This is a genomic window from Limnohabitans planktonicus II-D5, assembly GCF_001270065.2.
Lineage (GTDB): Bacteria > Pseudomonadota > Gammaproteobacteria > Burkholderiales > Burkholderiaceae_C > Limnohabitans_A > Limnohabitans_A planktonicus.
On record NZ_LFYT02000035.1, the window covers coordinates 15,118 to 36,327 of the forward strand.

At 55.8% G+C, this 21,210-nt stretch carries 31 protein-coding genes and 4 tRNA genes; 31 read left to right on the top strand and 4 right to left on the bottom strand.

Annotation, left to right across the window (positions count from 1 at the left end):
* Nucleotides 1-159: 159 nt before the first annotated feature.
* The 18 genes from rplN (at nt 160) to H663_RS38775 (ending at nt 8,961) form a co-directional block, all read left to right on the top strand.
* Nucleotides 160-528 carry a 50S ribosomal protein L14 gene (rplN, locus tag H663_RS38690; protein WP_053172537.1) on the top strand — a complete coding sequence of 123 codons (369 nt, stop codon included), beginning with the start codon at nt 160-162 and terminating at the stop codon, nt 526-528.
* Nucleotides 529-537: 9 nt separating this feature from the next.
* A complete protein-coding gene (gene rplX, locus H663_RS38695) occupies nt 538-858 on the top strand; it encodes a 50S ribosomal protein L24 (protein ID WP_053172535.1) in 321 nt (106 codons plus the stop codon).
* Nucleotides 859-860: 2 nt separating this feature from the next.
* Nucleotides 861-1,400, top strand: a complete 540-nt coding sequence (gene rplE / locus H663_RS38700; RefSeq protein ID WP_053173562.1) for a 50S ribosomal protein L5 — start codon at nt 861-863, stop codon at nt 1,398-1,400.
* Nucleotides 1,401-1,408: 8 nt separating this feature from the next.
* Nucleotides 1,409-1,714, top strand: a complete 306-nt coding sequence (gene rpsN, locus H663_RS38705) for a 30S ribosomal protein S14 (RefSeq protein ID WP_053172533.1) — start codon at nt 1,409-1,411, stop codon at nt 1,712-1,714.
* Nucleotides 1,715-1,734: 20 nt separating this feature from the next.
* A complete protein-coding gene (gene rpsH, locus H663_RS38710; RefSeq protein WP_019427448.1) occupies nt 1,735-2,130 on the top strand; it encodes a 30S ribosomal protein S8 in 396 nt (131 codons plus the stop codon).
* A gap of 13 nt (nt 2,131-2,143) precedes the next feature.
* Complete coding sequence (rplF, locus tag H663_RS38715) at nt 2,144-2,677, top strand: 50S ribosomal protein L6 (protein ID WP_053172531.1); 534 nt, start codon at nt 2,144-2,146, stop codon at nt 2,675-2,677.
* 11 nt (nt 2,678-2,688) lie between these two features.
* Nucleotides 2,689-3,054, top strand: coding sequence for a 50S ribosomal protein L18 (rplR, locus tag H663_RS38720; protein WP_053172529.1), 366 nt, complete (start codon nt 2,689-2,691; stop codon nt 3,052-3,054).
* 17 nt (nt 3,055-3,071) lie between these two features.
* Nucleotides 3,072-3,590, top strand: a complete 519-nt coding sequence (rpsE, locus tag H663_RS38725) for a 30S ribosomal protein S5 (protein ID WP_053172527.1) — start codon at nt 3,072-3,074, stop codon at nt 3,588-3,590.
* Between the two features lie 14 nt (nt 3,591-3,604).
* Nucleotides 3,605-3,787, top strand: coding sequence for a 50S ribosomal protein L30 (gene rpmD, locus H663_RS38730; RefSeq protein WP_053172525.1), 183 nt, complete (start codon nt 3,605-3,607; stop codon nt 3,785-3,787).
* A gap of 10 nt (nt 3,788-3,797) precedes the next feature.
* Entirely contained in the window at nt 3,798-4,229 is a 432-nt protein-coding gene (rplO, locus tag H663_RS38735; protein ID WP_053172523.1) for a 50S ribosomal protein L15, read from the top strand.
* Between the two features lie 22 nt (nt 4,230-4,251).
* Nucleotides 4,252-5,571 (top strand): preprotein translocase subunit SecY, encoded by a 1,320-nt coding sequence (gene secY, locus H663_RS38740; RefSeq protein ID WP_053172521.1) that lies wholly within the window; start codon nt 4,252-4,254, stop codon nt 5,569-5,571.
* Between the two features lie 91 nt (nt 5,572-5,662).
* On the top strand, nt 5,663-5,776 hold the full coding sequence (gene rpmJ, locus H663_RS38745) for a 50S ribosomal protein L36 (RefSeq protein ID WP_011481465.1): 114 nt from the start codon (nt 5,663-5,665) through the stop codon (nt 5,774-5,776).
* Nucleotides 5,777-5,800: 24 nt separating this feature from the next.
* Nucleotides 5,801-6,166, top strand: coding sequence for a 30S ribosomal protein S13 (rpsM, locus tag H663_RS38750; protein WP_053172519.1), 366 nt, complete (start codon nt 5,801-5,803; stop codon nt 6,164-6,166).
* Between the two features lie 19 nt (nt 6,167-6,185).
* Nucleotides 6,186-6,590 carry a 30S ribosomal protein S11 gene (gene rpsK / locus H663_RS38755; RefSeq protein ID WP_019427456.1) on the top strand — a complete coding sequence of 135 codons (405 nt, stop codon included), beginning with the start codon at nt 6,186-6,188 and terminating at the stop codon, nt 6,588-6,590.
* Nucleotides 6,591-6,677: 87 nt separating this feature from the next.
* A complete protein-coding gene (gene rpsD / locus H663_RS38760) occupies nt 6,678-7,301 on the top strand; it encodes a 30S ribosomal protein S4 (protein ID WP_053172517.1) in 624 nt (207 codons plus the stop codon).
* A 104-nt stretch (nt 7,302-7,405) separates the two neighbouring features.
* Nucleotides 7,406-8,398, top strand: a complete 993-nt coding sequence (locus H663_RS38765; RefSeq protein WP_053172515.1) for a DNA-directed RNA polymerase subunit alpha — start codon at nt 7,406-7,408, stop codon at nt 8,396-8,398.
* A gap of 81 nt (nt 8,399-8,479) precedes the next feature.
* Complete coding sequence (gene rplQ, locus H663_RS38770) at nt 8,480-8,866, top strand: 50S ribosomal protein L17 (protein ID WP_053172513.1); 387 nt, start codon at nt 8,480-8,482, stop codon at nt 8,864-8,866.
* Nucleotides 8,867-8,884: 18 nt separating this feature from the next.
* Nucleotides 8,885-8,961 (top strand) — tRNA-Met (locus H663_RS38775).
* A 71-nt stretch (nt 8,962-9,032) separates the two neighbouring features.
* Here the strand turns inward: H663_RS38775 and H663_RS38780 are convergent.
* From H663_RS38780 to apaG, 4 genes are read right to left on the bottom strand one after another with little or no spacing between them, the layout of a single operon-like run.
* Entirely contained in the window at nt 9,033-9,509 is a 477-nt protein-coding gene (locus tag H663_RS38780; RefSeq protein ID WP_420844066.1) for a CinA family protein, read from the bottom strand.
* Nucleotides 9,506-10,036, bottom strand: a complete 531-nt coding sequence (locus H663_RS38785; protein ID WP_053172511.1) for a phosphatidylglycerophosphatase A family protein — start codon at nt 10,034-10,036, stop codon at nt 9,506-9,508. The genes H663_RS38780 and H663_RS38785 overlap by 4 nt, the downstream gene beginning before the upstream one ends.
* Before the next feature lie 2 nt (nt 10,037-10,038).
* A complete protein-coding gene (gene thiL, locus H663_RS38790) occupies nt 10,039-10,998 on the bottom strand; it encodes a thiamine-phosphate kinase (protein WP_053172508.1) in 960 nt (319 codons plus the stop codon).
* Between the two features lie 34 nt (nt 10,999-11,032).
* A complete protein-coding gene (gene apaG / locus H663_RS38795) occupies nt 11,033-11,425 on the bottom strand; it encodes a Co2+/Mg2+ efflux protein ApaG (RefSeq protein WP_053172507.1) in 393 nt (130 codons plus the stop codon).
* A 29-nt stretch (nt 11,426-11,454) separates the two neighbouring features.
* Between apaG and rpe the strand changes: the two genes are divergently transcribed.
* From rpe to tuf, 13 genes are all read left to right on the top strand, one after another.
* Nucleotides 11,455-12,135, top strand: a complete 681-nt coding sequence (gene rpe, locus H663_RS38800) for a ribulose-phosphate 3-epimerase (RefSeq protein ID WP_053172504.1) — start codon at nt 11,455-11,457, stop codon at nt 12,133-12,135.
* Between the two features lie 16 nt (nt 12,136-12,151).
* Entirely contained in the window at nt 12,152-12,874 is a 723-nt protein-coding gene (gph, locus tag H663_RS38805) for a phosphoglycolate phosphatase (RefSeq protein WP_053172502.1), read from the top strand.
* A 285-nt stretch (nt 12,875-13,159) separates the two neighbouring features.
* Nucleotides 13,160-14,659: an anthranilate synthase component I gene (trpE, locus tag H663_RS38810; protein WP_053172500.1), complete on the top strand. Its 1,500-nt coding sequence runs from the start codon at nt 13,160-13,162 to the stop codon at nt 14,657-14,659.
* A gap of 2 nt (nt 14,660-14,661) precedes the next feature.
* Nucleotides 14,662-15,243 carry an anthranilate synthase component II gene (locus H663_RS38815; RefSeq protein ID WP_205872752.1) on the top strand — a complete coding sequence of 194 codons (582 nt, stop codon included), beginning with the start codon at nt 14,662-14,664 and terminating at the stop codon, nt 15,241-15,243.
* Nucleotides 15,240-16,307, top strand: a complete 1,068-nt coding sequence (ltaE, locus tag H663_RS38820) for a low-specificity L-threonine aldolase (protein WP_053172496.1) — start codon at nt 15,240-15,242, stop codon at nt 16,305-16,307. Before H663_RS38815 ends, ltaE begins: the two co-directional genes overlap by 4 nt.
* 4 nt (nt 16,308-16,311) lie before the next feature.
* Nucleotides 16,312-17,007: a LysE family translocator gene (locus H663_RS38825; protein ID WP_053172494.1), complete on the top strand. Its 696-nt coding sequence runs from the start codon at nt 16,312-16,314 to the stop codon at nt 17,005-17,007.
* A 39-nt stretch (nt 17,008-17,046) separates the two neighbouring features.
* Entirely contained in the window at nt 17,047-18,075 is a 1,029-nt protein-coding gene (gene trpD / locus H663_RS38830; protein WP_053172492.1) for an anthranilate phosphoribosyltransferase, read from the top strand.
* A gap of 135 nt (nt 18,076-18,210) precedes the next feature.
* Nucleotides 18,211-18,999, top strand: coding sequence for an indole-3-glycerol phosphate synthase TrpC (trpC, locus tag H663_RS38835; protein ID WP_053172490.1), 789 nt, complete (start codon nt 18,211-18,213; stop codon nt 18,997-18,999).
* Complete coding sequence (locus H663_RS38840; RefSeq protein ID WP_053172488.1) at nt 18,999-19,760, top strand: uracil-DNA glycosylase; 762 nt, start codon at nt 18,999-19,001, stop codon at nt 19,758-19,760. Before trpC ends, H663_RS38840 begins: the two co-directional genes overlap by 1 nt.
* A gap of 61 nt (nt 19,761-19,821) precedes the next feature.
* Nucleotides 19,822-19,907: transfer RNA gene (locus H663_RS38845), tRNA-Tyr, on the top strand.
* An 86-nt stretch (nt 19,908-19,993) separates the two neighbouring features.
* Nucleotides 19,994-20,067 (top strand) — tRNA-Gly (locus H663_RS38850).
* 33 nt (nt 20,068-20,100) lie between these two features.
* Nucleotides 20,101-20,175 (top strand) — tRNA-Thr (locus H663_RS38855).
* 73 nt (nt 20,176-20,248) lie between these two features.
* On the top strand, nt 20,249-21,210 hold a 962-nt coding region (gene tuf, locus H663_RS38860), incomplete at its 3' end, for an elongation factor Tu (protein WP_116695931.1).

Here is a 21,210-nt window from a genome sequence, read left to right on the forward strand (position 1 = left end):
TTCTGCCACAATCGAGGGCTTCGCTTTGCAAAAAGCGTAAGTATCTGCCCAAACTGAAGCTCAGCAAGTGGTTTGCTGAGTGAATGACGGGTCCAAGACTGATTCCTGTTTGTTGGCTTTTGGGCTGGCAGGCAAAGAATACAAGTTGGGAATAAAGAAATGATCCAGACAGAAACTCGGTTGGATGTGGCCGACAACACCGGCGCAAAGTCCGTGCTGTGCATCAAGGTGCTCGGCGGGTCCAAGCGTCGCTATGCAAGTGTTGGCGACATCATCAAAGTGAGCATTAAAGAAGCTGCGCCCCGTGGCCGCGTCAAAAAAGGCGAGGTTTACAGTGCTGTGGTGGTTCGCACCGCCAAAGGCATTCGCCGTGGCGATGGCTCGCTCGTTAAGTTCGACGGCAACGCTGCAGTGTTGCTGAATGCAAAATTGGAGCCTATTGGCACCCGCATCTTCGGCCCCGTTACGCGTGAATTGCGTACCGAAAAGTTCATGAAGATCGTGTCCCTGGCTCCTGAAGTACTGTAAGGACGCGCCATGAACAAGATTCGCAAAGGCGACGAGGTGATCGTCATCACAGGTCGTGACAAAGGCAAGCGTGGCACCGTGTCACAGCGAGCCAGTGACTCGCACGTGTTGATCGAAGGTGTGAACCTCGTCAAAAAACATGCCAAGCCAAACCCCATGAAGGGCACAACAGGCGGCATCATCGAAAAGGCCATGCCGATTCACCAATCCAATGTGGCGATTTTCAACGCCGCAACGGGCAAGGCTGATCGCGTGGGCATCAAGCTGCAAGACGATGGCAAACGCGTTCGCGTTTACAAGTCCAGCGGCGAAGAAATCAAGGTGGCATGAGCATGGCACGTTTGCAACAACTCTTCCGCGAAAAAATCGCTGCTGACCTGACAGCCAAGTTTGGCTACACGTCGCCCATGCAGGTGCCTCGCATCACCAAGATCACCTTGAACATGGGTGTGTCTGAAGCAGTGGCTGACAAGAAAGTCATGGACCACGCTGTGAGTGACCTGACCAAAATCGCCGGCCAAAGGCCTGTGGTGACCAAGGCCAAGAAAGCCATTGCGGGTTTCAAAATCCGTGAGCAGCAGCCTATCGGTTGCATGGTGACCTTGCGTGGCGTTCAGATGTATGAATTCCTGGATCGTTTCGTGACCGTGGCTCTGCCTCGCGTTCGTGACTTCCGTGGTATTTCAGGTCGCGCATTTGATGGCCGTGGTAACTACAACATTGGCGTCAAAGAGCAGATCATTTTCCCTGAGATTGAGTACGACAAGGTGGATGCCTTGCGCGGTCTCAACATCAGCATCACCACAACGGCCAAGTCTGACGAAGAGTGCAAAGCGCTCTTGACAGCTTTCCGCTTCCCCTTCAAGAACTGAGGTGTCACGTGGCTAAAGTAGCTTTGATCGAGCGTGAGCTCAAGCGTGAAAAACTGGCGGCCAAATTCGCGAAAAAATACGCGGAATTGAAAGCCATCGCCAACGATGCCAAGCGCAGCGATGAAGAGCGTGCAGCTGCCCGTCTGGGTCTGCAAAAGCTCCCGCGCAACGCCAACCCGACCCGCCAACGCAACCGCTGTGAAATCACCGGTCGCCCACGCGGTACGTTCCGTCAATTTGGTCTGGGTCGCGCCAAAATCCGTGAATTAGCCTTTGCAGGCAACATTCCGGGCGTGACCAAGGCCAGCTGGTAAATCGGCAGGAGAGATACAACATGAGCATGAGTGATCCTATTGCCGATCTGTTGACCCGCATCCGTAATGCACAGATGGTGGCTAAAGCTGCTGTGATGGTGCCTTCATCCAAAGTGAAGGTGGCCATTGCCCAAGTGCTGAAAGATGAAGGCTACATTGACGGTTTCCAAGTCAAAACCGAAGACGGCAAGTCCGTTCTCGAAATCGCCCTGAAGTACTATGCCGGTCGCCCTGTGATCGAACGCATTGAGCGCGTGAGCCGTCCCGGCCTGCGTGTGTACAAAGGCCGTGATGCTATTCCTCAAGTCCAAAACGGCTTGGGCGTGGCCATCGTCACTACACCTCAGGGTGTGATGACTGATCGCAAAGCACGTGCAGCCGGTGTCGGCGGCGAAGTGCTGTGCTACGTCGCTTAAAGGGAGAAAAAGAATGTCCCGCGTAGGAAAAATGCCCGTGACCATCCCCGCTGGCGTGGATGTGTCGATCAATTCAGATCAGATCAACGTCAAAGGCGCAGGTGGTCAATTGGCCATCGCCGCCAACGGCTTGGTCAAGGTGAACAACGAAGGCGGCAAGCTGAGCTTTGCACCTGCCAACGATTCGCGTGAAGCCAATGCCATGAGCGGCACCTTGCGTCAGCTGGTGAACAACATGGTGACTGGCGTGACCAAGGGCTTCGAAAAGAAGTTGAACCTGGTCGGCGTGGGTTACAAAGCGGCTGCCTCTGGTGCCAAATTGAACCTGGCTGTTGGTTATTCACACCCCGTCAACATCGACATGCCTGCGGGCATCACGGTGGCCACCCCAACCGCGACTGAAATCGTGATCAAGGGTGCTGACCGTCAACGTGTTGGCCAAATCGCTGCTGAGATCCGTGCTGTTCGCCCACCTGAGCCCTACAAGGGCAAAGGCATCCGTTATTCGGATGAGAAGATCACGATCAAAGAGACCAAGAAGAAATAAGGAGCTGCATCATGATGACCAAGAAAGAGCAGCGTCTGCGTCGTGCACGCCAAACACGTATCCGTATTGCACAGCAAGGCGTGGCGCGTTTGACAGTGAACCGCACAAATCTGCACATCTACGCCAGCGTTATCTCTGGTTGCGGCACCAAAGTGCTGGCCAGCGCATCTACAGCAGAAGCCGAAGTGCGCACAGCCCTGGGCGCTTCTGGCAAAGGCGGCAATGCAGCAGCAGCCTCAGTGATTGGCAAGCGCATTGCTGAAAAAGCTAAAGCTGCCGGCGTTGAGAAGGTCGCTTTCGACCGCGCAGGTTTCGCTTACCACGGTCGTGTCAAGGCTTTGGCCGAAGCAGCCCGTGAAGCAGGTCTGCAGTTCTAAACGGATCGGAGTTACAAATGGCTAAATTTACAGCAAAACCGCAGAGCGACGGTCCTGAAGACGGTCTGCGCGAAAAGATGATCGCGGTCAACCGCGTGACCAAAGTGGTCAAGGGCGGCCGTATCCTCGGTTTCGCAGCCTTGACAGTGGTCGGTGACGGCGATGGCAAAGTGGGCATGGGCAAAGGCAAATCGAAAGAAGTGCCAGCAGCTGTGCAAAAAGCGATGGAAGAAGCCCGTCGTAACCTGGCCAAAGTGCACCTCAAAAACGGCACGATCCATCATGCAGTGCACGGTCACCATGGCGCTGCCCGCGTGATGATGGCACCAGCACCCAAGGGTACCGGCATCATTGCAGGTGGTCCTATGCGCGCTGTGTTCGAAGTGGTGGGTATCACTGACATCGTGGCCAAAAGCCATGGATCGTCCAACCCTTACAACATGGTTCGTGCCACATTGGACGCTTTGTCCAATTGCACAACAGCCTCCAACGTGGCAGCCAAACGTGGCAAGTCCGTTGAAGAGTTGTTCGTCTGAACCGGAGATCGAACATGTCAAACCAAGCAATCGTGAAAATCCAATTGGTGCGTAGCCCAATCGGAACCAAGGTCTCGCACCGTGCCACTGTCCGTGGCCTGGGTCTGCGTAAGCTCAATTCGGTGAGCGAACTGCAAGATACTCCAGCTGTGCGCGGCATGATCAACAAGATCAGTTATCTGGTCAAAGTTCTCTAAGAGGCCGATGATGGAACTCAATAGCATCAAGCCCGCAGACGGCGCAAAACACGCAGCACGTCGTGTCGGTCGCGGTATCGGATCGGGTCTGGGAAAAACAGCTGGTCGTGGTCACAAAGGTCAGAAGTCCCGTTCGGGTGGTTACCACAAAGTCGGTTTCGAAGGCGGTCAAATGCCTTTGCAACGTCGTCTGCCCAAGCGTGGTTTCAAGTCGCATTTGCTGAAATTCAACGCTGAAATCACATTGACAACACTGAGCAAACTCGGTTTGGCTGAAGTGGATTTGTTGGCGTTGAAGCAAGCAGGCCTCGTGCCTCAAATTGCCAAGGTGGTCAAGGTCATCAAGTCTGGTGAACTCGCGACTGCCGTCAAGTTGACAGGTATTGGTGCGACTGCAGGTGCCAAAGCAGCGATTGAAGCTGCTGGCGGCTCCTTGGCTTGAATGTTGAATAGCGAGACTCACTGTGGCCACCAACGCTAATCAGATCGCCAAGACAGGCAAGTTCGGTGACTTGCGTCGCCGGCTTGTATTCTTGCTGCTCGCGCTGGTGGTTTACCGTGCAGGCGCACACATTCCTGTGCCAGGAATTGACCCTGATCAGCTCAAGCAGTTGTTCAATGGTCAGCAAGGCGGCATTCTGGACATGTTCAACATGTTCTCAGGTGGTGCCTTATCAAGATTCACTGTTTTTGCGCTGGGCATCATGCCCTACATTTCTGCTTCCATCGTGATGCAGTTGTTGACCTATGTACTGCCTTCTTTCGAGCAATTGAAAAAAGAGGGCGAGGCCGGTCGTCGCAAAATCACACAGTACACACGATTTGGTGCTCTGGGTCTAGCAGTGTTCCAGTCTTTGGGTATTGCAGTTGCGTTGGAAGCTTCGGCGGGTTTGGTGATCAATCCAGGAATGGGTTTTCGCATGACAGCAGTCGTCAGTTTGACGGCTGGGACGATGTTCTTGATGTGGTTGGGTGAGCAGATCACTGAGCGAGGATTGGGTAATGGTATTTCCATACTCATCTTTGCAGGTATCGCTGCGGGTTTGCCAAGCGCTATGGGTGGCTTGTTTGAATTGGTTAGAACAGGTGCAATGAATCCCCTGATATCAATGTTGATCATTGTCGTGGTGGTTCTGGTCACGTACTTTGTTGTGTTCGTTGAACGCGGTCAGCGCAAGATCTTGGTCAATTACGCGCGTCGTCAAGTCGGTAACAAGGTTTATGGGGGCCAGTCTTCTCATCTGCCATTGAAATTGAACATGGCAGGTGTGATTCCTCCCATTTTTGCTTCTTCAATCATTTTGTTGCCCGCGACAGTCATCAATTGGTTCAGTTCCGGTGATTCCAACAGTGTGGTTATCCGCTTCTTCAAAGATGTAGCAGGCACATTGTCACCAGGTCAACCGATCTATGTGATGTTGTACGCAGCAGCGATCATTTTCTTCTGCTTCTTCTACACCGCTTTGGTATTCAATAGCCGTGAAACTGCAGATAACTTGAAGAAAAGTGGCGCATTCATTCCTGGTATCCGTCCAGGGGATCAAACCGCTCGGTACATCGACAAGATCTTGCTGCGATTGACGGCCGTGGGTGCTGCTTACATCACTTTCGTATGTTTGTTGCCTGAATTTTTGATTCTGAAATACAATGTTCCGTTTTACTTTGGCGGAACATCCTTGCTGATCATCGTGGTTGTGACCATGGATTTCATGGCTCAGGTCCAAAATTATTTGATGTCACAACAATACGAATCGCTTTTGAAGAAAGCGAGCTTCAAGTCTTGACTGATTTGACATTGATTTTCTGCGCCGCTTGCGGAGCAACCATTTAAACCTGGCCCAAAGCCAAGTTAACGAAGAGTTTTAGGAGAGAACCATGAGAGTTTCTGCTTCGGTAAAAAAAATTTGCCGTAACTGCAAGATCATTCGCCGTAAAGGCGTTGTTCGTGTGATCTGTACTGATCCACGCCACAAGCAGCGTCAAGGCTGATTGAACTAGTTTTAGAGGACGAAAATGGCACGTATCGCTGGCATCAACATTCCGCCACACAAACATGCTGAAATTGGCTTGACAGCCATTTTCGGAATTGGCCGCACCCGCGCTCGCAAGATTTGTGAATCTTGTGGCATCGCTTACTCCAAAAAGATCAAGGATCTGACGGATGGCGACCTGGAAAAAATCCGCGACCAAATCGCTGCTTTCACCATTGAAGGTGATCTGCGTCGTGAGACCACCATGAACATCAAGCGTTTGATGGACATCGGTTGCTATCGTGGATTCCGTCACCGTCGTGGATTGCCCATGCGCGGTCAGCGTACAAGGACCAATGCTCGCACTCGCAAGGGTCCGCGCAAAGGTGCAGCGGCTCTGAAGAAATAAGCAGGATTAAGAGACCAATATGGCTAAAGCACAATCAAACAGCGCCGCCCAACGTGTCCGTAAGAAAGTTCGCAAGAACATTGCTGACGGTATTGCTCACGTTCACGCGTCGTTTAACAACACCATCATCACCATCACTGATCGCCAAGGCAATGCATTGTCTTGGGCTTCTTCCGGTGGCCAAGGCTTCAAGGGATCGCGCAAATCGACACCTTTTGCAGCTCAGGTTGCTTCTGAAGTTGCAGGTCGCGCGGCCCAAGAACAAGGCATCAAAAACCTTGACGTCGAGATCAAAGGCCCAGGCCCAGGTCGTGAGTCTTCGGTGCGTGCACTGGGTGCATTGGGTATCCGCATCACTTCGATCGCCGACGTGACCCCTGTTCCCCACAACGGCTGCCGCCCTCAAAAGCGTCGCCGTATCTAATCTCAAACCAAGCCCACCGCCAGGCCATGCTTGCATCGCCTGGCTCCCGCATTTTTTGATGCGGTAGTTGCATAAAAGGAAAATCAAGTGGCACGCTACCTCGGCCCCAAGGCCAAACTTTCACGCCGTGAAGGCACCGATCTGTTCCTCAAGAGCGCACGCCGTTCGATCGCGGACAAATCAAAATTCGACTCCAAGCCAGGCCAACATGGCCGCACTTCTGGTCAACGTACCTCCGACTACGGTCTGCAATTGCGTGAAAAGCAAAAAGTCAAGCGGATGTATGGCATTTTGGAGAAGCAGTTCCGCCGCTACTTCGCAGAAGCAGACCGCCGCAAGGGCAATACGGGTTCCAACTTGTTGGGCTTGTTGGAGTGCCGCCTCGACAACGTCGTGTACCGCATGGGTTTCGGCTCCACACGTGCTGAAGCACGTCAGATGGTGTCGCACAAAGCCATCATCGTGAACGGTCAATCCGTGAACATCCCTTCGTACTTGGTCAAGGCCGGTGATGTGATCGCTGTTCGCGAAAAGTCCAAAAAGCAAAACCGTGTGGTTGAAGCTTTGCAATTGGCTTTGCAAGTGGGCATGCCTGCTTGGGTTGAAGTCAACGCCGACAAGGCAGAAGGCACCTTCAAGAAGGTTCCTGATCGCGATGAATTCGCTGCAGACATCAACGAATCGTTGATCGTCGAACTGTACTCGCGTTAATTCTGAGTCGTTTCAATCGTTCCCGGGCATCCTCACAAGGTTGCACCGGGTGCTTCATCAGCCTTACCGGTGTAACGGACCGGGGGTATTGAGAGGAAGTCTGAATGCAAACCAATTTGTTGAAACCCAAAGCCATCCAAGTCGAACAATTGGCCGCCAACCGTGCAAAAGTCACGCTGGAGCCATTCGAACGTGGTTATGGTCACACACTCGGCAACGCGCTGCGCCGCGTTTTGTTGTCCTCCATGGTGGGTTACTCCGCCACTGAGGTCACCATCGCCGGAGTGGTGCACGAATACTCATCCATTGATGGCGTCCAGGAAGATGTGGTCAACATTTTGTTGAACCTCAAGGGTGTCGTGTTCAAACTTCACAACCGTGACGAAGTGACCTTGAGTTTGCGCAAGGACGGCGAAGGTGCCGTCACTGCTGCGGACATCCAGACACCCCATGATGTAGAAATCATCAACCCTGAGCACGTCATTGCCAATCTGTCACACGGTGGTAAATTGGACATGCAAATCAAGGTCGAAAAAGGCCGTGGTTATGTGCCAGGAAGCATGCGTAGATTTGCCGATGAGCCTACGAAGGCTTTGGGTCGTATCGTTTTGGATGCGTCGTTTTCGCCTGTCAAGCGCGTGAGCTATACCGTTGAAAGCGCTCGCGTTGAGCAGCGCACTGATCTGGACAAGTTGGTCATTGAAATTGAAACCAACGGTGCGATCAGCGCTGAAGATGCTGTTCGTTCTTCGGCCAAGATTTTGGTCGAACAATTGGCGGTGTTTGCGCAACTTGAAGGCAGTGAGTTGTCTGCATTCAACGAGCCTGCTCAGCGCGGTGGTGCCGGCAGTTTTGACCCGATTCTGTTGCGCCCTGTGGACGAACTTGAACTCACCGTTCGTTCGGCCAACTGCCTCAAAGCAGAAAACATTTATTACATCGGCGACTTGATTCAACGTACCGAGAATGAATTGCTCAAGACCCCTAACCTGGGTCGCAAGTCACTCAACGAAATCAAGGAAGTTTTGGCATCGCGTGGTTTGACTTTGGGCATGAAGCTCGAAGCCTGGCCACCAGCGGGTCTGGAAAAGCGATAATTGAAAGTTCCCGGAAATTTCCGGGGTGTGCACGGGCAGTACCTGATACGGCTGCCTGTTTAATAAAGAAAGGTAAGCACCATGCGTCACGGACACGGTCTCCGTAAATTGAACCGCACCAGCGAGCACCGCCTCGCTATGTTGCGCAACATGATGAACTCGCTCATCGAGCACGAAGTCATCAAAACCACATTGCCCAAAGCCAAAGAGTTGCGTCGCGTCATTGAGCCGATGATCACTTTGGCTAAAGAAGACAATTTGTCAAACAAGCGCCTGGCGTTCAACCGCCTGCGTGACCGTGACAACGTTGTTAAATTGTTTGCTGATCTGGGTCCACGTTTCGCCAAGCGTCCTGGTGGTTACACACGTATCCTGAAAATGGGTTACCGCGTGGGTGACAATGCACCAATGGCCTTGGTTGAATTGGTAGATCGCGCTGATTCTTCTGCTGAAACAGCTGCAGAGTAAGGTATAATTCGAAGATACCGCGGGGTGGAGCAGTCTGGTAGCTCGTTGGGCTCATAACCCAAAGGTCGTTGGTTCAAATCCGGCCCCCGCAACCAATTTTCAAATTCATTTGAAAAATTAAAAAAACCCTCTTCGGAGGGTTTTTTCTTTTCAGGAACTGTTTGAATCAACTAGGCAGGCGTTTGAATAAGCCTTCTAGGGCGCATTCTGTGGTGGCGACCCTGATTTGCCAACGGTCTCCAGAAAATTGCCGAAGCTCAGTGTGCACACACCCGTCAATGCACCACGCCAGCCAAACCGAACCGACAGGCTTTTCTGGGCTTCCGCCGCTTGGTCCGGCAACACCCGTGACAGCAACAGAGACTAAAGCTGTTGAACGGTAAACGGCCCCCAGGGCCATAGCCTTGGCCACAGGCTCACTCACTGCTCCATGGTGCGCAATCATCTCTTCAGGAACACCGAGCATGTTCGACTTGGAGAGGTTTGAATAAGTCACAAAGCCCCGTTCAAACCAAGCACTGGAGCCTGCCAGGTCGGTGCATCTGCTGGCAATCATGCCGCCCGTGCAGCTCTCGGCGGTGGACAGCATCCATCGCAATTGAATGAGTCGCTCTGCCAAATGTTGGGTGACGAATTGATTCAAAAAGACCTCCAAAGTGCGATGGTCAGAAGTGTGCAAAAAGCAGCTACAAGATCATCAAAGATGATGCCAAAGCCACCTTTCCAACCGAATCCTTTGAAAAGTTGATCTGCCCATGCAACAGGGCCTGGTTTGACTGCATCAAAAAAACGAAACAATGCGAATGCAGCCAGTTGCCCCAAGAAGCTGCTGGGCATGAGCAAACAAAAAATCAACCACATGGCGACTACTTCATCCCAGACAATGGATCCAGGATCACTGACGCCCATGTGGTGCGCAGTCACAGTGCATGCCCACCAACCCAGGAGAAGACCGGTAAAGATAAGTATGGCTTGTGCAGGCATGGCCAGATGCTGTTGAATCAGCAGCCATGATGCCCATCCCCATAAGCTGCCGATCGTCCCAGGTGCTTTGGGTGCAAGACCAGAACCAAAGCCCAAAGCAATCATGTGTGCAGGGTGAGACAGCATGAATGACGCTGTGGGCTTGATCAGTGGAAGGTGTTGAAGCTTGTCTTTGGAGAAGTTCATCTTCAAGCAAAGTGGTCAAATGATTGAAATGAGGTGGTGATCGGCAAGCCACCAACACCCAACAAGACCAAACGCTGAGAATCGGTCACCCGTCCAATGCGCGTCACAGGGGTTCCGGAGGATTTGGCTGCAAGTTGTACTTGCGAAGCGGCCAGGGGTGAAGCGCAGAACACCAATTCATAATCATCACCACCCGACAGAACACAGGTCAGGGCTAAATCATGAGGGCAGGACCAAAGCGTTCCGGTTTGCATCAGTGGGATCACGGCAGAGGTGTCAATCTCGGCCCCCACTTGGCTGGCTTTGAGAATGTGCCCCAAATCACCCAGCAAGCCATCGCTGATGTCCGCCATGGCGTTGGCAATGCCGCGAAGGGCTTGCCCCAAAGCAACACGGGGTGTGGGGCACTCCATGCGGCGTCTGGCACTGTCAAACACAGCTTGAGGCAAGCTCACATTGCCCTGAAATGCTTCCAGTGCCAAGCGTGCATCACCCAAGTGACCGCTGACATAGAGGTCATCGCCCGCCTGCGCGCCCCTGCGTAAAATGCTTTGCCCTTGAGGTGTGTCGCCCATGACGGTGATCGCAATGTTCAAAGGGCCTTGTGTCGTGTCACCGCCGATCAGTTCACAGCCATGCAGCTCTGACAACTGAAACAAGCCTTCTGAGAAACCAGACAGCCAGGCTTCATCTGCGCGAGGCAAAGACAGTGACAACAAAAAGGCTTGAGGCGTGGCACCGCAAGCAGCAAGGTCACTCAAATTCACGGCCAGGGATTTGTGACCCAGGAATTTCGGATTGACGGTGGACAGAAAGTGACGACCCTCGACGAGCATGTCGGCAGAGAAAGCCAGTTGATGCCCGGAGCGGGGCGTCCACACGGCGCAATCATCTCCAATGCCCACATCCGCACGCTGAGCGGGGCGTTTGAAGAAACGTTCAATGAGGTCAAATTCACCCATGGTGCGAGCTTAACTGCAAGGGGTCAATCAATGCTCAGTGGAGTGTGCGGCCTGAAAAGCCAGCGGACGAAGACTCCAGAACAAAGGTTCCAATCGGGGCATCGAATCGGTGCCCATCTTCGGCCACAAAAAAGTAGCTGCCGTGCATGGTGCCGCTGGGAGCGCGCAGTCGGCAGCCGCTGGTGTACTGGAAGGATTCGCCAGGACGCAGCAAAGGCTGTTGGCCAACCACGCCCAGGCCTTTGACTTCCTCGCTGTGACCGCGCTCGTCCTGAATGACCCAATGGCGAGAAATCAACTGCACAGGCACCCGGCCCGTGTTGGTGACCGTGACGGTGTAGGCGAAAGCGAAAACATCCTGAAGAGGATTGCTCTGGTCTGCAACATAGTGGGGCAGTACATCAATTTGAACGGTGTAGGCGGACATGTGCGCATGTTAACTGCGACAATTCAAGGATGACGACGACCTACCGCATTGCCCCTTCCATCCTCTCGGCTGATTTCGCCCGTTTGGGCGAGGAAGTCAAAAGCGTCATCGACGCTGGTGCCGATTGGATCCACTTTGACGTGATGGACAACCATTACGTGCCCAACCTCACCTTCGGCCCCATGATTTGCCAAGCCCTCAAGCCGCATGCCAAAACGGCATCCGGTGTGGCCGTGCCGATCGATGTGCATTTGATGATTTCGCCCGTCGATGCATTGGCTGCATCATTTGCCGAGGCTGGTGCCGACCTCATCAGCTTTCATCCCGATGCCAGCGCCCATGTGCACCGCAGCATCCAGGCCATCAAGGGCAAGGGTGTCAAGGCCGGGCTGGTGTTCAACCCGGCTGAACCCCTGGATGTGCTGGAGTGGACCATCGACGAGATCGACCTGATCCTGATCATGAGTGTCAACCCCGGCTTTGGGGGCCAAAGCTTCATCGATTCGGCCTTGCGCAAGGTCGAGCTGGCACGCCAATGGATCGAGCGCAGTGGCCGCGACATTCGCCTGGAAGTGGACGGGGGCATCAAGGCCGACAACATCCGCCGCGTGGCCGATGCCGGGGCCGACACCTTTGTGGCCGGCAGTGCCATTTTTGGCAAACCCAATTACAAAGCCGTGATCGACCAAATGCGTGTGGCTTTGTCCTGAAGCGAGGTCAGCGCATATGCAGGAACTGACGCAGATTGACGCGGTCATTTTTGACCTGGACGGCACCTTGGTGCACACCTTGGGTGATTTTCAGGTGGCCTTGCACCGCACCATGGTCGATCTGGACTTGCCGCCGGTGTCGGACGCGCTCATCGAGCAAACCATTGGCAAAGGCTCTGAGCACCTGATACGCACCTTGCTGGCGCATCAAATCAACCGGCCCGAAGTCAAAGGTGTGGGCCAGGCTTGCCCGGCCCTGTCGGTGGACGCCCTGTTCGGCCGCGCATGGCAGCGTTACCAGCACCACTATCTGGACATCAATGGCCAGTTTGCCGATGTTTACCCTGGTGCCTTGGATGCGCTGGAGGCTTTGGCCGCGCAGGGCATGCCCATGGCCTGCCTGACCAACAAGCCTTTGGCCTTTGCAAAGGCCTTGCTGAAAGAGAAGTCACTGACACACTTCTTTGGCCCCGTGTTTGGTGGCGACAGTTTCGAGCGCAAAAAACCCGATCCCCTGCCCTTGCTCAAAACCTGTGAGGCGCTGGGTACCAACGCCGCACGCACCTTGATGGTAGGGGATTCCAGCAACGATGCGCAGGCCGCCCACGCTGCGGGATGTCCGGTGGTGCTGGTCACGTACGGCTACAACCACGGTCAGCGGGTGCAAGACACGCCTGCGGCTGCCTGGTTGGACACGCTGGCCGACCTGCCAAAGTGCCTGTACACCCTCGACCAATGATGTGAGGCCCAGAAGGATGTATATCCTGTGAAAACCAACAGCTTGGCTTTGCTACACTCGACAAATCATGTTCCTCATCCACAGCCACTCCAGCGCAGCCAGTCTGCCGAGCCATTCCCCTGCGGAAGGCCAGGGAGCCTGGCCCTGGCGTCGGCCAGCCTGACCCCATCGACTGTGCGGCTTGCCCGCCACCCGCGCCCGGCTTCATGCGCACCATGACCGGGCACTTGGATGAATGAAAAGCACCTCGCGCGAGGTCGCTGAGCGCTGAGGAGGCGCTAGCCTGTGATCACCGAACTTGAATTCAAAAGCCTGGCCAGCCAAGGCTACAACCGCATTCCCCTCATGCTGGAGGCCTTTGCGGACCTGGAAACCCCCCTGTCGCTTTACCTGAAGCTGGCCCACACCAAGGACAACGGCAAATACAGCTTTTTGCTCGAATCGGTGGTGGGTGGCGAGCGTTTTGGGCGCTACAGTTTCATCGGTTTGCCCGCGCGCGCATTGCTGCGCGCCAGCGGTTTCGGGGCCGATGCCAAAACCGAAGTGGTGCGGGATGGCGTGGTCATCGAGACCGCGACGGGCAACCCGCTCGATTTCATCGAGCAATACCAAAAGCGTTTCAAGGTCGCCTTGCGCCCGGGCCTGCCCCGTTTTTGTGGCGGCCTGGCGGGCTATTTTGGTTACGACGCGGTACGCTACATTGAGAAGAAACTCGAAAAAACCTGCCCGCCCGACACCTTGGGTACACCCGACATCTTGCTGCTGCAGTGCGAAGAACTGGCCGTGATCGACAACCTGTCGGGCAAGCTCTACCTCATCGTCTATGCCGACCCGGCCACGCCCGAGGCTTATGTGGGCGCGAAAAAACGCCTGCGTGACCTGAAAGAGCAGCTCAAGTACTCGGTGAGCGCCCCGGTCGTCAAACCCACCCAGTCGTACCCGGCCGAGCGGGACTTCGCCAAGGCCGATTACATCGCTGCAGTAGAAAAAGCCAAGGAGCTGATCGCGGGTGGCGACTTCATGCAGGTGCAGGTGGGGCAACGCATCAAGAAACGCTACACCGAAAGCCCGCTGTCCTTGTACCGGGCGCTGCGCTCGCTCAACCCGAGCCCCTACATGTACTTCTACAACTTCGGCGACTTTCATGTTGTCGGGGCCAGCCCCGAAATTTTGGTGCGCCAGGAGCAAACCGACGAGGGCGCCAAAGTCATCATCCGCCCGTTGGCAGGCACACGCCCACGGGGGGCGACGCCCGAAAAGGACAAGGCCGCTGAGTTGGAACTGATCAACGACCCGAAAGAGCGGGCCGAGCATGTGATGCTGATTGACTTGGCGCGCAACGACATTGGCCGCATCGCTCAAATCGGATCGGTCAAGGTGACCGAGGCCTTTGTGGTCGAGCGCTACAGCCACGTCATGCACATCGTGAGCAACGTCGAGGGCTTGCTCAACCAAGGTATGAGCAATATGGACGTGCTCAATGCCACCTTCCCGGCGGGCACCCTGACAGGCGCGCCCAAGGTGCACGCCATGGAGTTGATTGACCAGTTCGAACCCGTCAAGCGCGGCATCTACGGCGGCGCTTGTGGCTACATCAGCTTTGCGGGCGACATGGACGTGGCGATTGCGATCCGCACCGCCGTCATCAAGGACCAGACGCTGTATGTGCAAGCGGCAGCGGGCGTGGTAGCCGATTCGGTGCCCGAGATGGAGTGGCGCGAAACCGAACACAAGGCGCGTGCCTTGTTGCGGGCCAGCGAGTTGGTGGAAGAAGGCTTGGAGTGAACATGGTGAAAAAAATCAAACTCCTGATGGTCGACAACTACGACTCGTTCACCTTCAACATCGTGCAGTACTTTGGCGAGCTTGGGGCCGAGGTCGAGGTCTTTCGCAACGACCAAATCACGCTCGAAGGCATTGCGGCCCGCCAGCCTGACCGCTTGGTGATTTCGCCCGGCCCTTGCTCGCCAGCCGAGGCGGGCATTTCGGTGGCGGCCATCCAGCACTTTGCAGGCCAACTGCCCATTTTGGGCGTGTGTCTTGGGCACCAAAGCATTGGCGCGGCCTTTGGCGGCAAGATCGTTCGGGCTCAAGAATTGATGCACGGCAAGACCAGTGTCATCACCACCACGCAAGAAGGCGTGTTCGCGGGCTTGCCCGAGCAGTTCACCGTCAACCGCTACCACTCCTTGGCCATTGAGCGGGCCACTTGCCCGCCCTGCCTGAAAGTCACGGCTTGGACGGATGACGGCGAGATCATGGGCGTGCGGCACACCGAGCTGGACATCGAAGGCGTGCAGTTCCACCCCGAATCCATCCTGACCGAGCATGGCCACGCCATGCTCAAAAACTTTCTGGAACGACCATGATCGATTTGCGCAGCGACACCGTGACCCAGCCCACAGCCGCCATGCGCGACGCCATGCTGGCTGCGCCTTTGGGCGACGATGTGTTTGGTGACGACCCCACGGTCAACGCCTTGCAAGAGCGCATCGCGCAAATCACCGGGAAAGACGCGGCGCTGTTCATGCCATCGGGCACGCAAAGCAACCTGTGCGCCCTGATGGCGCATTGCGAGCGGGGTGACGAGTACATCGTCGGTCAAAACGCCCACACCTACCGCTACGAAGGCGGGGGCGCGGCGGTGCTGGGCAGCATACAGCCGCAGCCGTTGGCACAAAACGCTTCGGGTGAAATGGCACTGGCCGACATCGCAGCAGCCATCAAACCCATCGATTGCCACTTTGCCCGAACACGCTTGCTGGCGCTGGAAAACACATGGAACGGCCACGTCATGTCGCAAGACTACTTGGCAAAAGCCTCTGGTCTGGCCAGACAGCACGGCTTGGCCGTGCATCTGGACGGTGCCCGCCTCTTCAATGCGGCTGTCGCACAAGCCGAAGGTGGGTCAGTCATGGCCAGCGTGCGCCGCATCGTGGACCACTTCGACAGCGTGTCGGTTTGCTTCAGCAAGGGTCTGGGTGCGCCCGTGGGGTCGGCTTTGTGCGGCTCGCGTGAACTGATTGCCAAGGCGCTGCGTTGGCGCAAGGTGTTGGGCGGTGGTTTGCGCCAGTCCGGCATTTTGGCGGCAGCGGCTTTGCACGCGCTGGACCACCATGTCGAGCGCTTGGCCGATGACCATGCGCTGGCGCAGCGGCTGGCCCATGGCCTGCAAGGCGTGCCGGGTTTGAGCGTGCGTTCGGCGCAAACCAACATCGTGTTTGTGGATGTGGCCGATGGCCGAGGTCCGGCGCTGCTTGACGATCTGAAGGCCCAAGGCGTTTTGGCCACGGGTTTGATCGGCTTGCGCTTTGTGACACACCTAGGGGTGGATGCGGCGGGTATCGACCACGCCATCACCTGCATCAGGCGCTTCATGTCAAACGAATCCGCTCAAGCAAGTCCCGCTTCCACCCGGACAGGCGTTTACTGAAGCCATGTTTGACGCGCAGCAAGTCCTGATGTTCGTCTTGGCCGGAGTGCTGCTCAACCTCACGCCCGGGCCGGATGTGCTCTACATCGTCAACCAGTCCTTGCGCGGCGGCGTGCGGCGTGGGTTGGTCGCAGCCTGGGGCATCACGGCGGGGTGTTTTGTGCATGTGGCTGCAGCTGCTTTGGGACTGGGGGCCGTTTTGGCCACCTCGGCAGAGGCCTTCAATCTGATCAAGTGGATGGGTGCCGCGTACTTGTTGTGGATAGGAGGGCGTCTGTTGTGGCGCACATCCCAAAGCCGTGGCGATAGCGCGATGGCTCATGAACAGTCGGTGATGGGACACTCTGACCAGCATGTGGATGGGCTTGCCTCCAAAAAGGTGAACGGTTTGCTGGCCGTGTTCTTTGGCGCTTTTGCCACCAACGCCCTGAACCCGAAAGTGGCGCTCTTTTTTCTGGCCTTTGTGCCGCAATTCATCCCAGCGCAAGCCCCCGACCCAGCCTGGTCTTTCGTGCTCTTGGGTTGCTTGTTCAATCTCAACAGTTTGCTGGTGTGCATGGGCTGGGCCTTGGCCGCCTCTTGGCTGGCCGGCAGGGGTCAATGGCTGCAGCGCGGCATGCGCCACCTGGACCGGCTGACAGGCTTGTTGTTTGTCGGTTTTGGTCTGAAGCTTGCCTTGAGCGACGCACCGTCCCACTGAATTTTTTCACGAACCCCATCATCCGAGAGGAAACCCACCATGCCCATCACCCCTCAGGAAGCGTTGCAACGCACCATCGAGCACCGCGAAATTTTTCACGACGAGATGCTCAAGATCATGCGCATGATCATGAATGGCGAACTGTCACCTGTCATGACCGCCGCGCTCGTCACAGGCTTGCGCGTGAAAAAGGAAACCATTGGCGAGATCACCGCCGCCGCCCAAGTGATGCGCGAGTTCTCGACCAAAGTGCATGTGGCCAACCCCTCGCACCTGGTGGACATCGTGGGCACGGGGGGCGACGGGGCCCACACGTTCAACATCTCAACCTGCGCCATGTTTGTGGCCGCTGCGGCTGGGGCCAAAACGGCCAAACACGGCGGGCGCAGCGTCAGCAGTAAATCGGGCAGCGCCGACGTGGTCGAAGCCCTGGGCGGCAACATCCACCTGTCGCCAGAGCAGATCGCGCGTTCGATCGAAGAGGTGGGCATTGGCTTCATGTTCGCGCCCAACCACCATCCGGCCATGAAAAATGTGGCCCCGGTGCGCAAGGAACTGGGCATACGCACGATTTTCAACATCCTCGGGCCCTTGACCAACCCAGCCAGCGCACCCCATATTTTGATGGGCGTGTTTCACTCCGATTTGGTGGGCATTCAGGTCCGTGCCCTGCAGCGCTTGGGGGCCGAGCATGCGTTGGTGGTGTACGGACGCGACGGCATGGATGAGATCAGTCTGGGCGCGGCCACCTTGGTGGGGGAGCTCAAAAACGGCCAGATCACCGAATACGAAATCCACCCGGAAGACTTTGGCCTGACCATGGCCAGCAACCGGGCCCTGAAAGTGGATACACCCGAGCAATCCATGGCCATGTTGCGTGGCGTGCTGGACAATGAGCCCGGCGCGGCGCGGGACATCGTCATGATCAACGCGGGCGCGGCCCTTTATGCGGCCAATGTGGCCAGCAGCATCGCCGATGGCCTGGCGCGTGCGCGTGTCGCCATCGAGTCGGGCGCGGCAAAAGTCAAGCTGGCGCAGTTTGTGGCCTTTGGCCAGAATGCGACTTGAGCCATGTGGCGGGACGAGGGGCCAGGACCTGCTTGGGCATGCCAGCCTTGTTTGTGCTCGTGGCCTGGGTGATGCTCCGCTTCTTTGTTCGCTTTAAAAAAAATGGTGCCACCTGGCCCGCACAGAAAGAAAATCATGAGTGACATCCTGGACAAAATCGTTGCCGTCAAACGCGAAGAAGTGGCTACGGCCCTGAAGCAAAAATCTCTGGCCGTGGTGCGCGCCGATGCCGAAAGCCGCGTGCTGACCCGTGACTTCGAAGGCGCAATGCGTGCCAAAATCGCCGCAGGTCAAGCGGCAGTGATCGCCGAAATCAAGAAGGCCAGCCCGTCCAAAGGCGTGTTGCGGGCCGATTTCATTCCGGCCGACATCGCCCAAAGCTACGCTGAATTCGGTGCGGCATGCCTGTCGGTGTTGACGGATAAGCAGTTCTTTCAGGGCAGTGTGGATTACCTCAAGCAAGCCCGCGCCAGTTGCGACCTGCCCGTGCTGCGCAAGGATTTCATGATCGATGCCTACCAGGTCTACGAAGCCCGGGCCATGGGCGCCGACGCCATCTTGCTCATCGCTGCTTGCTTGGACGATGCCCAGATGGCCGAGATGGAGGCGGTGGCCCGCAGTCTGGACATGGCCGTTCTGGTGGAAGTGCACGACAAAGCCGAACTGGAACGCGCCCTGAAGCTCAAAACACGCCTGGTCGGCATCAACAATCGCAACCTGAAAACCTTCGAGGTGTCCCTGCAGACCACCCTGGACATGTTGCCCGATGTACCCGCTGACCGCTTGCTGGTCACAGAAAGCGGCATTCAAACTCCGGAAGATGTCCGGCGCATGCGCGAGGCCCAAGTCCATGCCTTTCTGGTGGGCGAGGCCTTCATGCGCGCCAGCGAGCCCGGCGAAGCTCTGGCCAAACTCTTCACCTGATGATTGACGGTCAAAGTCAGCAAACCTTCGCGTTTGGGAAGGACTATTTGCCAGGGCACAGCTTGATACAGTGGCCACCCGATGTGCAAGCCTTGGATGAGGGGTGGAGACCTTGGGTGAACGATTTTTTTGCATCCCCGACAGGTGTGTCGCTGTCTGGGCGGTTGAGTCAGGCCTTGGGTGAAGGAAAAATCATTTATCCACCAGAGCCTTTGCGTGCCTTGACTTTGACGCCATTGAAGCGGGTGCGGGTGGTGATCTTGGGTCAAGACCCATATCACGGGCCAGGGCAGGCTGAGGGGCTGGCATTTTCAGTGCCTCGGGGTGTGAAGGTTCCGCCGAGTTTGCGCAATATTTTCAAAGAGCTTCAGCACAGCCTGGGTGTCCCAGTGCCATCGGATGGCTCTTTGGTGCGTTGGGCTGAGCAGGGGGTTTTGCTACTCAATACATGCTTGACGGTCGAGGATGGCCAAGCGGGCAGCCATGCCCACTGGGGGTGGGAGTCGTTGACAGACGTCTTGGTAAAGGCTGCAGCACAAAGCACACAGCACTTGGTGTTTATGCTGTGGGGTGCACAAGCACAGGCGAAAAAAAACTTGATGGATGGCCTGTGTCTGAACGGCAGGCATTTGATCTTGCAGTCCAATCACCCATCACCCTTGTCGGCGCGGCGACCGCCCACGCCATTTATAGGTTGTGATCACTTCGCACTGGCCAATCAATTTCTTGTACGAATGGGACAAAAATCCATTGAATGGTGAAAAGTTATTGTGTAAGTTGCGAAGTCTTTCAAAAAGATGGCATAATCTAAGACTTGCTTTTGGAGGGGTGCCCGAGTGGCTAAAGGGGGCAGACTGTAAATCTGTTGGCTTACGCCTACACTGGTTCGAATCCAGTCTCCTCCACCAGCAACCACGACTCAGTCGTTTGATGTAGAGCAATTGGAAAAGGTTTCCAAGCATTGGCGTTGCATTCACTCGTGCGGCGTCATGATGCGGGAGTAGTTCAATGGTAGAACCTTAGCCTTCCAAGCTAATGACACGGGTTCGATTCCCGTTTCCCGCTCCATTCATACGTGTGGGTTGTTGAGTGATTTTTTTTGCCCTTGTGGCTCAGTGGTAGAGCACTCCCTTGGTAAGGGAGAGGTCGCGGGTCCGATTCCCGCCAAGGGCACCAGTTTCTGAGCGCGCAATTGAGATTGCGCGATCTGTGTCTTGGTTGTTGATGACTTCTTTTCGGAGATGAAAAAATGGCAAAAGAGAAATTCGAACGGACCAAACCCCACGTGAACGTGGGCACCATCGGTCACGTTGACCACGGTAAAACCACCCTGACTGCAGCCATCACCACTGTGTTGGCTGCCAAGTTCGGCGGTGCTGCCAAAGCGTACGACCAGATCGATGCGGCTCCCGAAGAGAAGGCTCGTGGTATCACGATCAACACCGCTCACGTCGAGTACGAAACAGAAAACCGTCACTACGCTCACGTGGACTGCCCCGGCCACGCTGACTATGTGAAGAACATGATCACCGGTGCTGCTCAGATGGACGGCGCAATTTTGGTCTGCTCTGCTGCTGATGGCCCCATGCCTCAGACACGTGAGCACATCTTGTTGGCTCGTCAGGTGGGCGTGCCTTACATCATCGTGTTCCTGAACAAGTGTGACATGGTTGATGACGCTGAGTTGTTGGAACTGGTCGAGATGGAAGTGCGTGAGTTGTTGTCCAAGTACGACTTCCCAGGCGACGACACACCGATTGTGCAAGGTTCGGCCAAGCTGGCTCTGGAAGGTGACAAAGGTCCTCTGGGCGAGCAAGCCATCATGAAGCTGGCCGAAGCTTTGGATACTTACATCCCTACGCCTGACCGCGCAGTAGACGGCGCATTCCTGATGCCCGTGGAAGACGTGTTCTCCATCTCCGGTCGCGGCACTGTGGTGACCGGCCGTATCGAGCGCGGTATCGTCAAAGTCGGCGAAGAAATCGAAATCGTCGGTATCAAAGACACGGTCAAGACCACTTGCACAGGCGTTGAGATGTTCCGCAAGCTGCTGGACCAAGGTCAAGCTGGTGACAACGTCGGTATTTTGTTGCGTGGCACCAAGCGCGAAGACGTTGAGCGCGGCCAAGTGCTGTGCAAGCCAGGTTCGATCAAGCCCCACACCCACTTCACGGGCGAGATCTATGTCTTGTCCAAAGACGAAGGTGGCCG

Bases quoted from the DNA above. Each gene is read 5' to 3' on its own strand.
- rplN (WP_053172537.1), top strand. From the start codon at position 160: ATGATCCAGACAGAAACTCGGTTGGATGTGGCCGACAACACCGGCGCA.
- rplX (WP_053172535.1), top strand. From the start codon at position 538: ATGAACAAGATTCGCAAAGGCGACGAGGTGATCGTCATCACAGGTCGT.
- rplE (WP_053173562.1), top strand. From the start codon at position 861: ATGGCACGTTTGCAACAACTCTTCCGCGAAAAAATCGCTGCTGACCTG.
- rpsH (WP_019427448.1), top strand. From the start codon at position 1,735: ATGAGCATGAGTGATCCTATTGCCGATCTGTTGACCCGCATCCGTAAT.
- rplF (WP_053172531.1), top strand. From the start codon at position 2,144: ATGTCCCGCGTAGGAAAAATGCCCGTGACCATCCCCGCTGGCGTGGAT.
- rplR (WP_053172529.1), top strand. From the start codon at position 2,689: ATGATGACCAAGAAAGAGCAGCGTCTGCGTCGTGCACGCCAAACACGT.
- rpsE (WP_053172527.1), top strand. From the start codon at position 3,072: ATGGCTAAATTTACAGCAAAACCGCAGAGCGACGGTCCTGAAGACGGT.
- rpmD (WP_053172525.1), top strand. From the start codon at position 3,605: ATGTCAAACCAAGCAATCGTGAAAATCCAATTGGTGCGTAGCCCAATC.
- rplO (WP_053172523.1), top strand. From the start codon at position 3,798: ATGGAACTCAATAGCATCAAGCCCGCAGACGGCGCAAAACACGCAGCA.
- rpmJ (WP_011481465.1), top strand. From the start codon at position 5,663: ATGAGAGTTTCTGCTTCGGTAAAAAAAATTTGCCGTAACTGCAAGATC.
- rpsM (WP_053172519.1), top strand. From the start codon at position 5,801: ATGGCACGTATCGCTGGCATCAACATTCCGCCACACAAACATGCTGAA.
- rpsK (WP_019427456.1), top strand. From the start codon at position 6,186: ATGGCTAAAGCACAATCAAACAGCGCCGCCCAACGTGTCCGTAAGAAA.
- H663_RS38765 (WP_053172515.1), top strand. From the start codon at position 7,406: ATGCAAACCAATTTGTTGAAACCCAAAGCCATCCAAGTCGAACAATTG.
- rplQ (WP_053172513.1), top strand. From the start codon at position 8,480: ATGCGTCACGGACACGGTCTCCGTAAATTGAACCGCACCAGCGAGCAC.
- H663_RS38785 (WP_053172511.1), bottom strand. From the start codon at position 10,036: ATGAACTTCTCCAAAGACAAGCTTCAACACCTTCCACTGATCAAGCCC.
- thiL (WP_053172508.1), bottom strand. From the start codon at position 10,998: ATGGGTGAATTTGACCTCATTGAACGTTTCTTCAAACGCCCCGCTCAG.
- apaG (WP_053172507.1), bottom strand. From the start codon at position 11,425: ATGTCCGCCTACACCGTTCAAATTGATGTACTGCCCCACTATGTTGCA.
- rpe (WP_053172504.1), top strand. From the start codon at position 11,455: ATGACGACGACCTACCGCATTGCCCCTTCCATCCTCTCGGCTGATTTC.
- gph (WP_053172502.1), top strand. From the start codon at position 12,152: ATGCAGGAACTGACGCAGATTGACGCGGTCATTTTTGACCTGGACGGC.
- H663_RS38815 (WP_205872752.1), top strand. From the start codon at position 14,662: ATGGTGAAAAAAATCAAACTCCTGATGGTCGACAACTACGACTCGTTC.
- ltaE (WP_053172496.1), top strand. From the start codon at position 15,240: ATGATCGATTTGCGCAGCGACACCGTGACCCAGCCCACAGCCGCCATG.
- H663_RS38825 (WP_053172494.1), top strand. From the start codon at position 16,312: ATGTTTGACGCGCAGCAAGTCCTGATGTTCGTCTTGGCCGGAGTGCTG.
- trpD (WP_053172492.1), top strand. From the start codon at position 17,047: ATGCCCATCACCCCTCAGGAAGCGTTGCAACGCACCATCGAGCACCGC.
- trpC (WP_053172490.1), top strand. From the start codon at position 18,211: ATGAGTGACATCCTGGACAAAATCGTTGCCGTCAAACGCGAAGAAGTG.
- H663_RS38840 (WP_053172488.1), top strand. From the start codon at position 18,999: ATGATTGACGGTCAAAGTCAGCAAACCTTCGCGTTTGGGAAGGACTAT.